Annotated in this window: 12 protein-coding genes and 1 other annotated feature; all 12 genes read right to left on the minus strand. The window is 41.7% G+C overall.

What is annotated here, in order from left to right; genetic code table 11:
• Positions 1–64: 64 nt before the first annotated feature.
• On the minus strand, positions 65–757 hold the full coding sequence (gene mtnN, locus CSV79_RS02215) for a 5'-methylthioadenosine/S-adenosylhomocysteine nucleosidase (RefSeq protein WP_099687400.1): 693 nt from the start codon (positions 755–757) through the stop codon (positions 65–67).
• Positions 758–869: 112 nt separating this feature from the next.
• On the minus strand, positions 870–1,577 hold the full coding sequence (locus CSV79_RS02220) for a YrrS family protein (protein ID WP_099687401.1): 708 nt from the start codon (positions 1,575–1,577) through the stop codon (positions 870–872).
• A 106-nt stretch (positions 1,578–1,683) separates the two neighbouring features.
• The gene (greA, locus tag CSV79_RS02225) at positions 1,684–2,160 is read right to left on the minus strand and encodes a transcription elongation factor GreA (protein WP_099687402.1); all 477 of its coding nucleotides are present in this window, start codon (positions 2,158–2,160) and stop codon (positions 1,684–1,686) included.
• A gap of 113 nt (positions 2,161–2,273) precedes the next feature.
• A complete protein-coding gene (udk, locus tag CSV79_RS02230; RefSeq protein ID WP_233201345.1) occupies positions 2,274–2,909 on the minus strand; it encodes a uridine kinase in 636 nt (211 codons plus the stop codon).
• 28 nt (positions 2,910–2,937) lie between these two features.
• Positions 2,938–3,573: an O-methyltransferase gene (locus CSV79_RS02235; RefSeq protein WP_099687404.1), complete on the minus strand. Its 636-nt coding sequence runs from the start codon at positions 3,571–3,573 to the stop codon at positions 2,938–2,940.
• Positions 3,574–3,600: 27 nt separating this feature from the next.
• On the minus strand, positions 3,601–4,737 hold the full coding sequence (mltG, locus tag CSV79_RS02240; RefSeq protein ID WP_099687405.1) for an endolytic transglycosylase MltG: 1,137 nt from the start codon (positions 4,735–4,737) through the stop codon (positions 3,601–3,603).
• A gap of 82 nt (positions 4,738–4,819) precedes the next feature.
• A complete protein-coding gene (locus CSV79_RS02245) occupies positions 4,820–5,110 on the minus strand; it encodes a DUF1292 domain-containing protein (protein WP_099687406.1) in 291 nt (96 codons plus the stop codon).
• A gap of 12 nt (positions 5,111–5,122) precedes the next feature.
• Entirely contained in the window at positions 5,123–5,542 is a 420-nt protein-coding gene (ruvX, locus tag CSV79_RS02250; RefSeq protein WP_099687407.1) for a Holliday junction resolvase RuvX, read from the minus strand.
• Positions 5,539–5,811: an IreB family regulatory phosphoprotein gene (locus CSV79_RS02255; protein WP_099687408.1), complete on the minus strand. Its 273-nt coding sequence runs from the start codon at positions 5,809–5,811 to the stop codon at positions 5,539–5,541. Before CSV79_RS02255 ends, ruvX begins: the two co-directional genes overlap by 4 nt.
• A gap of 49 nt (positions 5,812–5,860) precedes the next feature.
• Entirely contained in the window at positions 5,861–8,494 is a 2,634-nt protein-coding gene (gene alaS / locus CSV79_RS02260) for an alanine--tRNA ligase (RefSeq protein WP_099687409.1), read from the minus strand.
• A gap of 41 nt (positions 8,495–8,535) precedes the next feature.
• Positions 8,536–8,742 (minus strand) — a binding site (T-box leader).
• Positions 8,743–8,780: 38 nt separating this feature from the next.
• Positions 8,781–11,213, minus strand: coding sequence for an SF1B family DNA helicase RecD2 (recD2, locus tag CSV79_RS02265; protein ID WP_099687410.1), 2,433 nt, complete (start codon positions 11,211–11,213; stop codon positions 8,781–8,783).
• A 19-nt stretch (positions 11,214–11,232) separates the two neighbouring features.
• Entirely contained in the window at positions 11,233–11,898 is a 666-nt protein-coding gene (locus CSV79_RS02270; RefSeq protein ID WP_099687411.1) for a tetratricopeptide repeat protein, read from the minus strand.
• Between the last annotated feature and the right edge of the window lie 2 nt (positions 11,899–11,900).

The following is an 11,900-nucleotide window of genomic DNA, read 5'->3' on the forward strand; positions in this document are numbered from 1 at the left end:
TTGTCCCTCCTTTCAAAGAAACATTCAGTTGCATTGTCTACTTATTGATTTTACCATAGAACAATTAAAGTTTCGAGATGACTCGCAAAACAATCTGTGACGAGTGTTTTGCAGCGAGTGGTAAAAATTCGTCGAAGCTAACTGTGGATTCTTTTCCAGCGATGTCTGATAACGCACGGATGACGACACATTTTATGTTGAACTGGTAACAAACTTGTGCGACTGCAGCTGCTTCCATTTCTACCGCGATCACGCGTGGGAATTTCTCTTGCACTTGTATGACCTTTTGTGGATCTGCCATAAATGTATCTGCAGAAGCAATGCTTCCTACCGCATGTTTATATGTATCTAGTTCTACTACTGCTTCTCTAGCTAAGTCGATTAAATGTGTATCTGAAGGGAAACTAGCTGGTAGCTGTGGTAACTGCCCTAGTTCATAACCAAATGCTGTGACATCGACGTCGTGATGTAGCACATAATCAGAAATAACGACTGTTCCTACTTCTAAGTCGGGATGTGTACCACCAGCAGAACCTGTGTTTAATACCAGATCCGGTTTATAGATTTGCAATAGGAGCGTTGTGGCCATGGCAGCATTTACTTTTCCGATGCCACTTTTAGTAACGATGACTTGATGCTTACCTACTTTTCCTTCGATGAATTCGCAATTACCAATTGTCGTGATTTTCCCTAACCCGATTTCCCTGCGAAGTATTTCAACTTCTTCTTCCATTGCACCTACTATAGCTATTTTCATATGTTCCCTCTCCTTCATTTATCCGCTACTCGTATTCGTTAATTTGTAGAACAAGTGTAAGTGTATGGTATTGTCCATTCGACTCACACTTGTCTATTCTTTTTGATATCGTTTATTTCATGACGTCCATTTTTACTGGTTTCCATCCTTGGCCGTCTACCCACTCAAGGTATACTTTGTATTTCTTTGAATTATCAAGAGTTGTGACGATACCTTCTGCTTTTTGTGGACTTCCACCGTTTTGTATTCGCAAGTAAATTAAATCTTTTTCAGCTTTACCTGTGGCATAAGAAATCGCCTTTTTCTTTTCGTGCCAATCAGTTGAAGTTCCGTCGTATTTCGAAACATGCTGCCCTGTTTGCTTCGTACCTACCGGCTTCCAGTTTGGATCTACTACAGACTTTTTCTCCGGATCCTTCTTAGTTGGTTCCGGTTCCGGTTTTGGTTCTGGCTCAGGTTCAACTACTGGTTGTGTTTCTTCAACAACAGGTTTTTCAGCTGGAGTTTCTGACTCAACCGCCTCGTCTTCAGCTTTCGCATGTTTTTGCTCTTCAGATGAAGCTAGATCTTCTGCTGCTTCATTCTCTTCAACGAAGATTGGTTCAATTGGTGCTTGTTCCGCTTGTTCCGCTTGTTGCACTCCCGTTTGCTGATTTACGTTTGCTTCTTCTTTATCATCACCTAGAACGAATGTTATACCGACGACTAGAATAAGTAGCACAACAACGCCAATTAAAATATTCAATGTTTTATTAACGCTTGTTGTTTTGTTACCTTTTTTACGTGAAGTCCTAGAAAGATTAGGATCTCGATCTGCCATGTTGACATCTCCTTTTATACAAATCTAGTACACTTGTCCAATTGAACGTTTTATATGGAAAAATAAAGAAATACCGCCTTCTGCTTGTGAGAAGACGGTACGTTTGTCATTTTATCACGAGTACTTCGACTGACATTTCACCGCCGGGAGTTTGGATCTTGACTTTATCACCTGTTTTACGTCCAATTAATCCTTTAGCAATTGGTGAATCATTTGAAATCAAACCTTCCACCGGGTTCGCTTCAGCAGAACCGACAATCGTATACGTCTCTTCATCACCATTTGGCAATTCCTTAAATGTTACAGTCTTACCTAACTGCACTTCATCAGTATTCAGTTCATCTTCGGTAATGATGACCGCATTGCGGATCATGGATTCTAATGAAGAAATTTTCCCTTCAACAAATGCTTGATCTTCTTTTGCTGAATCATATTCGGAGTTCTCCGAAAGGTCGCCATAACTACGTGCGACTTTAATACGTTCGACTACTTCTTTACGTTTAACAGTTTTCAAATATTCTAATTCGTCTTCTAGCTTTTGCTTCCCAGCCACCGTCATTGGGAATTTTTTTTCTGAAACCATTTACCAACACTCCTCAAATTTCTGTTCATGGAAAATACTATGCCGCACCAACACCAACTATGCGACATAGTGGGTCTTTTGCTGAATTAAGTTAAAATTATGTCATCATCATATTACACTTCGTCAGGAGACGCAAGAATTGTTTTTATTTTCGTAACCATTAAGTCAATGGCAACAGCGTTCTCTCCGCCTTCAGGGATAATTATATTAGCATATTTTTTTGTCGGTTCGATAAATTGATTGTGCATCGGGCGCACAACCGATAAATATTGTTCGATAACTGAATCTACCGTCCGACCACGGTCATTGATATCACGTAAAATTCTTCGTATAATTCGAATATCTGAATCCGTATCAACGAATAATTTAATATCCATCAAATCACGTAAACGTTCATCTTCAAGCACCAAGATCCCTTCCAAAATAATGACGTCTTGCGATTCAATAACTTCCGTTTCCGCCGACCGCGTATGCAATGTATAATCATATGTCGGCTTTTGAATGGACCGCCTACCAAGAAGTTGATGAATGTGTTCAATCAATAAATCCGTATCGAAAGCCAATGGATGATCATAATTTGTCTGCAATCTTTCCTCAAATGACTTTTCGGATTGATCTTTGTAATAGTCATCTTGTTCAATGACGACAACAGAGTGTCCTTGGAACACTTCATGGATTTTTTTCGTAACACTTGTTTTACCGGAGCCGGAGCCACCCGTAATTCCAATCACAACAGGTTTATTCTTCACAGCGATTCCCCTTTGCTGTTTTTGGTAGTTACTTTTTAACCGCAATCAGAATTCCGTCACCAATTGGTACAAGCGATGATTCATACTGCTCATGTTCCATCGCCCAGCTCGTGAATTTTTTCAAATTACGGATCATCGTGCGATTACGTTTAGGAATTTCCTCATCAGACAACAGCACCATACCATGCATAAACATATTATCGCAATATATTACACCTGATTCGCTCACCAACGGGCTGTATTTTTCAAAGAATTTCATGTACTGTCCTTTTGCCGCATCGATGAACAAGGCATCGAACGACTGCTCAGCTAATGTTGTCTCGTCAAACTCCAATGCATCTGCGTGGATAATATGGATGCGATCAGTCAATCCACTTCGTTCAATATACTGCACTGCCTGCTCATAGCGATCTGTATCGCGCTCGATTGTGTAAATGACCGCTTGCGGAAAGGCTTGCGCCAAACGGATGCCTGAATAGCCAATAGCGCTACCGATTTCAAGGATACGTTGAGGTTGTTGTATTTGCAACAAACCTATCAACGTATGCAATCCCGTGTCATCCATAATCGGCACGCGATATTTAGCCGCATATTGCTCCATTTCCAAGATGAGCGGCTCTTTCTTTTCTGAAAAGCCGCTAATATAGGCATTGTAGTCGGTCATATCGACTTCTCCTTTAAACAATTTGTATTATTTATGCTGGCTATCAATATACTCAGCTTTGTTTTTCAAATGTTCGTCATATGTCTTCGCAAAGTGATTGATACCGTCTTTATCAGCCAAGAAAAACAAATAACGCGTCGTAGAAGGTTCAACAACAGCTTGTATAGAAGCTGTTCCTGTGTTCGCGATAGGACCTGGTGGAAGACCTTTGTTTCGATACGTGTTGTACGCATTTTCTACTTTCAAATCCTCATTCAAGACACGATCTTTATGTTTACCTAGCGCATATAAAACGGTTGGGTCGGTTTGCAAAGGCATGTCTTCTTTAATCCGGTTATTAAAGACACTTGCAATCGTCTCACGATCCGCTTTACTCGTTGCTTCTTTTTCAAGTAAAGAAGCAAACGTTAACAGCCAGTGAGCAGTCTTTTCTTTTTCTGTCCAATAGCCTTGATAAGGAATCAAATTTTGCACAGTTGCATCAACCATCGTATCCACTACTTCTTTTACTGTCGGCTCTTCTTCATAAAACGGATACGTGGCTGGGAAGAGATACCCTTCCAAAGCATAACGAATATTTTCCGCTAAAATTTCATCCGTTATGATTTCAGGATATTTTGTCAGATAACCTTGAATCGTGTCTTCATTTGTTACATAATCCATAAATTGCTTTTCTGTGATTGTTGTTTTATCACTTGTTCTTTTCGCAATTTGATCAAGCGTTAAGCCTTCTGGAATAGTTAACGTAAAGACGGGCGTTCTATAGACTACACCTGTTTTTAAACTCTTAATCAATTCGTCTGGCGTCATCGATTGTGTCAAGCCATACGTACCTGCCTGGAAATCTGCTTCATTATTTACTTTTGCATAATACTTAAAAATACGAGCATTTTTGATAATGCCTTTTTGCTCAAGTATTTCGGAAATACTGTCTAAACCGGAACCAATCGGAATCTCCACTTCGATTACTTTTTCCGAATTTGAATCCATTGGTTCAAGCGCACCTTTTATGTATGTATAAATAGAGAAGCCACCAATTAATCCTATAACAAGTAGTATGGAGACAATCCAAAATACGATTTTTCGAACGGTTTTCACTTCTTCCTTTTGTTCCAACATGCGTTCAAACATGACTTCTTTTTTTCCTTGGGGCTCTTTTTCCATAACCCTCACCTCTTTTTCTAGGAATGCTAGTGTATCTTAAAAAAGACGGAACGGTGCGCACCATTCCGTCCGTCGCATTCTTTTACTCTTCTTCTTCTTCAAGGAACGTATTTAGTACTTCTTCAATCATGTCCCACTCTTCATCTGATTCAATTTCAAGCAATGAACCGCCGTCTTGGCCTTCTTCTGTCGGGATGAAAGCTGCCGCGTGGATTTCAACATCCTCATCATCGTCTACTTGTTCGCCGTCTAAAACATGATACAGTACATACGATCTTTCATATTCCTTTGAATCAAACGTTAAAATTACTTCACATACATGCTCTTCGCCATTCTCGTCTATAATTGTCATTGTTTCTTGTCCGTGTTCCATTCTAAATCACCTCTAGTTTTTTTTTGAATCCAAATAACCTTGCAAAATCATGCTAGCTGCCATTTTATCGATAACGGATTTACGCTTTTTGCGACTAACATCCGCTTCGATTAAGACACGTTCAGCAGCCATTGTCGTCAAACGCTCATCCCACAAAATCACAGGAGAATCAAACTTTTTACGCAGCTTTTCCGCGTATTGTTCGGAAGCTTGTCCTCTTGGACCAATTGTGTTGTTCATGTTTTTCGGATAACCGACGACGAACTCCTGCACTTCATACTCTTTTGTTAACTCTGCGATTCGCTCCAAACCAAAAAGACCTGCTGCTTCGTCAATTTTGATCGTTTCGATGCCTTGAGCAGTCCAGCCGAAACTATCGCTAATTGCGACGCCGACCGTTTTTGTGCCGACGTCCAATCCCATAATCCTCATTCGGTTTTGCCTCTATTCTCACGGATGTAGAACTTGACTAATTCTTCTAGAATTTCGTCTCGTTCTAATTTACGTATTTGATTGCGAGCATCTTCATGACGTGGAATATAAGCCGGATCTCCGGATAATAAATAGCCGACAATCTGGTTGATCGGGTTATAGCCTTTTTCTTCCAATGATTTGTATACGTGGAGCATGACCGCCTTGACTTCTTCCTCCATCGACTCTTCAGGAAAGTTGAATTTCATCGTTTCGTCGGATGAATTCATACTCGACACCCCGCCTTCCGATTTCCGTTATGTGTTTGACTGAATTCAGTTAAACAGATTTTACATAATCATACACGGATTGAAGCGCATCATCAAGTTTAGATGCGTCTTTTGCCCCCGCCATCGCCATGTCTGGACGGCCGCCGCCTTTTCCTCCACAAAGTGAAGCGACGTGGCTGACGATCTTGCCTGCGTGATAGTTGCTGTCTTTCAAATCGCTTGTTATACCAGCAGCTAGCATGACTTTACCGTCTGTGACTGTACCTAAGACAATAACACCTTTTTCTGTTTTTTGTTTCAGCTCATCGATTAATTGACGTAGTCCGTTATTGTCTTTTACTTCAACATTCGCAGAAAGCACTGTAACATCTTCTATCTTTTGTGCAGATGCCATTACGTCAGCTAATTGGTTATTGCCCATTTTCGCTTGCAGGGATTCGTTTTCACGCTGCAGCTGTTTATAGTCAGACAAAATAGATTCTACTTTAGAAATAACGGTTTTCGGTGTTGCTTTTGCTGTAGCTGCAACTTGCTCAATAACCGATTGATCTTCTTTAAATGAACGGAATGCTTGTCCACCAGTGAAAGCCTCAATACGGCGCGTTCCAGCTCCAATACCGCCTTCAGAAACAATTCTAAAAATATTAATGTCTGCTGTATTGTTGACGTGACAGCCACCACAAAGTTCGATGGAATAATCACCAACTTTTACCACACGTACGATATCTCCATACTTTTCACCGAACAATGCCATTGCGCCCATTTCTTTCGCTTCTGCAATCGGTGCTAGCGTTGTATGAACAGGTGTACTGGCCCATATTTGTTCATTTACTTGGTATTCGATGCGCTCTAACTCTTCTTTCGTCACTTGGCCAAAGTGTGAGAAGTCAAAACGTAAACGATCAGGACCCACATAAGAACCTGCTTGGTTAACATGTTCTCCAAGTACGTCTTTTAATGCACGGTGTAATAAGTGGGTCGCTGTATGGTTTTTAACCGTTAAGCTACGTGAATGCTCGTCCACTTTTGCCGCGACCGGAGCGCCTTCATTTATTTCACCAGAACTGACAAATACAGTATGCAAGTTTTGGCCGTTTGGCGCTTTTTTAACATCTTGAACTTCCGCAATGAATGCTTCATTCGTCAACGTTCCTTTATCCGCAATTTGACCGCCGCTTTCTGCATAGAAAGGTGTTTGGTCAAGAATAACTTGTACTGTTTGACCTTCAGCAGCACGCGCGACTCGCTGACCGTCTTGTAGTAAAACGCTAACCGTCGCCGCTGTCCCTAGCTGCTCATAACCGATAAATTCACTTGCTTCATGAACTTCGCCTAGGACGCCAGATTGGACATGCATGGAGTCGGTAGTTGCTCTCGCTGCGCGTGCACGGTTACGCTGTGTAGCCATTTCTTCATCGAATCCATTACGATCCACTGCTACGTTCTCTTCATGTGCAAATTCCTCTGTTAATTCAAACGGGAATCCGTATGTATCATATAGTTTAAATGCATCACTACCTGACACGATTTGTACATCTGAAGCTTTTGCTTTTTGAAGGATAGTAGTAAGAATCGCCATCCCATCATGCAATGTTTCATGGAAACGATCTTCTTCGTTTTTCACAACTTTCATAACGAAAGCTTGCTTTTCATGTACTTCCGGATAGAAGTCTTTCATAATATCTCCAACAATCGGCACTAGCATGTACATGAATGGCTTATCGATGCCTAATTGTTTCGCAAAACGAACCGCTCTTCTAAGTAGACGACGCAGTACATAGCCGCGACCTTCATTAGACGGTAACGCCCCGTCACCTATTGCGAATGCTACGGTTCGGATATGGTCTGCAATTACTTTAAATGCCGTATCTGCTTCTGCTGTTTCCCCGTATTTTCTACCTGAAAGATTTTCCACAGCTTCGATAATTGGCATGAATAGATCCGTATCGAAATTTGTTGGTACGTCTTGGATGACAGATGCCATACGCTCTAAGCCCATTCCTGTATCAATGTTTTTCTTAGGAAGCGGCGTGTACGTGTGATCAGGATTATGGTTGAACTCAGAGAATACTAAGTTCCAAATTTCCAAATACCGGTCATTTTCTCCACCTGGATATAATTCCGGATCTGAGAAATCATCACCATAGCTTGGGCCACGATCGTAGAAGATTTCAGAATTCGGACCACTTGGACCTTCACCAATATCCCAGAAGTTTCCTTCCAAACGGATGATACGCTCTGCCGGAATACCAATACGGTCTCTCCAGATGGCATATGCCTCTTCATCTTCTGGATGAATCGTGACAGATAATAATTCGGGATCAAAACCGATCCACTTGTCATTCGTCAAAAAGTCCCATGCGCGAACGATGGCTTCTTCTTTGAAGTAATCGCCAATGGAGAAGTTTCCAAGCATTTCAAAGAACGTATGGTGACGCGCTGTGTAACCGACGTTTTCAATATCGTTTGTACGAATCGATTTTTGTGCGTTTGCAATCCTTGGATTATCAGGAACCACTCGTCCGTCAAAGTATTTCTTCAGTGTTGCGACTCCACTGTTAATCCATAGTAAAGATGCGTCATCAACAGGCACTAAAGCCGCTGATGGTTCTACACTATGTCCATGCGCTTTAAAATAGTCTAAAAATAGTTGGCGAATTTCAGATCCCGTTAGTTTTTTCATCGTCTGTTCCTCCTAAAATTAAAAAAACTCCACCCCTTGTATGAAGGGGCGAAGGTTCATTGATCGCGGTACCACCCTAATTACCACGAAAACCGCAGTATCTCGAGTTGCCTTAACGCAGCAAAGACGGCAGGGATTAGCTGCACTTGGGAATAGCGTTCCTCTTGTTTCTTATGTGAGCTTTTTCAGCCTAGAAGCTCATCTCTTTACATAGAATACAGGAGTACTTGTTCCTTCAACGTTTTCATTATTTCTAAACGAATTATAGGAAAGTTCTAGTACTTTGTCAATTAGTCTCGCCTATAAAGTCGAATGGTGTCAGATTCGCCATACCGACCATTGGATCGATTGTTGCGAAATTGTCCATAGTCAACTTTGCGGGACCGGTTTCAATCGTTGGTTCTAGCGTTTTCTTTGTCTTAACTACTTCGTTTGATTCCATTGCTGAATCTGGCTCAACTAGCACTTCCGTAGTCTCCATCGTACCGGCAATTCGCTCTTTTAAAGTCGTCTGGCGTTCAGTTTCATCTGTACGCTCGATGCCCGCTTTAAATTCTTCCGCTTCACCACATAGAATTAAAAAGTTTTTCGCCCGCGTGATTCCCGTGTACAGTAGATTACGACGAAGCATTTTTCGCTGACTCCTAACGATTGGCATAACGACAATCGGAAACTCACTACCTTGTGATTTATGAATCGAACAGCAATACGCCAACGTAATTTGATTTAAATCACTACGCTCGTATTGCACTTCATTACCGTCATACGACACGACGAGCAATGCTTTTTTATCTACTGTCTCGTTCGCTAAGATAATCGCGATAACCTCGCCCATATCTCCGTTAAAGACGTTGCTTTCCGGTTGATTAACTAGTTGTAGCACTTTATCCCCGATGCGATAGGTAACTTCTCCGAACGTCATTTCTTTTCTGCCCGGTGAGGGTGGATTCGTGATTTCTTGAATCATTTTATTTAATCCGTCGATGCCTGCAGGTCCCCTATACATCGGTGCAAGCACTTGGATATCTTTTATGGAATGGCCTTTCGACGTGGCATTTTCAATAATTTGTTTAACAGCAGGTAAAATTTGATCACCAGACGCTCGGATAAATGAGCGATCGGATGTTTTTTTCGTAACATCCATCGACCAAGTTTTCTGTTTGATCATATGAGCCATTTCAATAATGGTAGAGCCTTCACTTTGGCGGAAAATATCAGTCAGTTCGACGACCGGTATTTTACCAGACTGCATGAAGTCGTGCAATACTTGGCCTGGCCCGACAGAAGGAAGTTGATCTTGGTCGCCAACAAATAAAACTTGCGCATCATCACGCACCGCTTTTAACAGCTGGTGCATGAGCCACGTATCGACCATCGATGTTTCATCGATAATAATTAAATTACCTTCTACCTCGCGCTCTGTCTCTTCTTCTTCCTGGCCCGTAAAGCCAAGCAAACGATGGATTGTCATAGCAGGCAATCCTGTAGCTTCTGACATTCGTTTCGCTGCACGCCCAGTCGGTGCTGCTAAAATAATCGGAAATGGTTCTTTCTTACGTGCGTATTCTTCAAGATCAAGTGACACGCCATGCAACTCAGCATACACTTCAACGAGTCCCCGAATAACCGTCGTCTTCCCTGTACCCGGACCACCTGTGAGCACAAGCAATGAAGAATGAAGTGCACGCTCAATTGCTTCCACTTGTGTTTCTGCATACTCTACTTCTAAACGTTCCTCGATTTCGCCAATGGCTTTTCGAATCTCGGATGCAGGGAATTGCGAAGCGACTTCATGCTCTAAAATTTTATTCACTTTCGTCGCAATGCCAATCTCTGAAAAGTAAAGAGAAGGGATGTATAAGCGTTGCATTTCAGCAGATAGTGCCCCTTCTTCCACCAATTCGATCACCGCTTGAGAAATCGAGTCAAATGAAATTTTATGCGGCTGACTTAATTCTAGCAATTGCTTTGCTTGCGGCAAGACAGCCTCCGCTTCCAAATAGACATGGCCTGAAGACTGCACTTCACTATGTACGCTGTAATAAACAGCTGCTTTAATACGTGCGGGATGATCGCCAACGATTCCTAATTGTTTCGCTAAATCATCAGCTCTTTGAAAACCAATCCCCTCGATTTCTTGAATCAATCGATACGGATTATCCGTTAAAATCGTAATCGAATCGTCTTGATACGCTTGATAAATACGCATCGCAATTTGCGGACCAAATCCCCATTCATTGAGCTGAACCATTGTTCGTTCAAGTCCTAAATTTTCCTGCAATACGGAAACTAACGTGTCTTTTCGTTCTTCGGACAAGCGTGGGATTGTATCTAGTACGGAGCGGTCCTCTAGTATTTTCTGAATTACGTTATTACCGAGTGTTTTGACAATCTCACTAGCTGTCTTCTGACCGATTCCCGGAAATAAGTCCCCTGATAAGTAATGGATGAGTCCTGCTTCAGTTGCCGGTAACTCTTTAGCGAACGTCTGCACGTCGAACTGTTGTCCATGGACGGGATGATTCACTAAGCGACCGGTAAATTTATATTCTTCTTCCGCCAGCAACGGTGGAAAGGACCCTTTGATGACAATCTCTCGTTCTTTATAATCTGTGTTTGTGGATGTGACTTTTAATTTAACGATAGAAAATAAATTCGTCGCATTATGGAAAATCGTCACGACCGCTCGACCGATTAAATATGGCTCTGATTCGTTCATCTTGGAGTCCCCCCTTCCATTATTCTTGCTCGCTACCCAATTTTATCATGTCATATAAGTAACGTGCTTGCGTGTGTTCAGGTTCAATCGTATACGCTCGTTCTAAATGAGACAATGCACGAACTTGATCTTCTGTAGACACCGCAAATAATACCCCTAAATTATAGTGGGCATCTGCATGTTCAGGTTGCGCTTGTAAAATCGATTCAAAAATCGGTTGCGCTTGTTCAAATAATTCCATTTTCGCCAATAAAATACCGTAGGACAATGCAATTTCGTGATCATCTTCACTTAATTCTACTGCACGCTGCAAGTAGGGAAGTGCGAGCCGGTCACTACCTGCTTGTTCGAAGCATTTACCTAGCATGAAGTAGACATCAGCAGATTCTAGTCCAGTCTGCAATGCTTTCTCATAGAGTTTTGCAGCTTCTTCAAAACGTTCTTGATTGTAATAAAGATTCGCTAGTCCGTAAAACGCTGTACCCGCATTTTCATCGAGTGACAGCGCCTTTTGGAAAAATGGCTCTGCTTGTTCAGCATCTCCAAGTGAAGCGAAAATATTACCGATATTAATATAGCCCGTCGCATCATTCGGATTTTCTTCGACCGCTTTCATAAATAACTCGATTGCTTTCTCATAATTGCCTTTTTGCATTTCTGAAATGGCGTCATTGTGAATCGACATGT

Origin of the sequence: Sporosarcina sp. P13 (genome assembly GCF_002743055.1) — a bacterium.
GTDB lineage: Bacteria > Bacillota > Bacilli > Bacillales_A > Planococcaceae > Sporosarcina.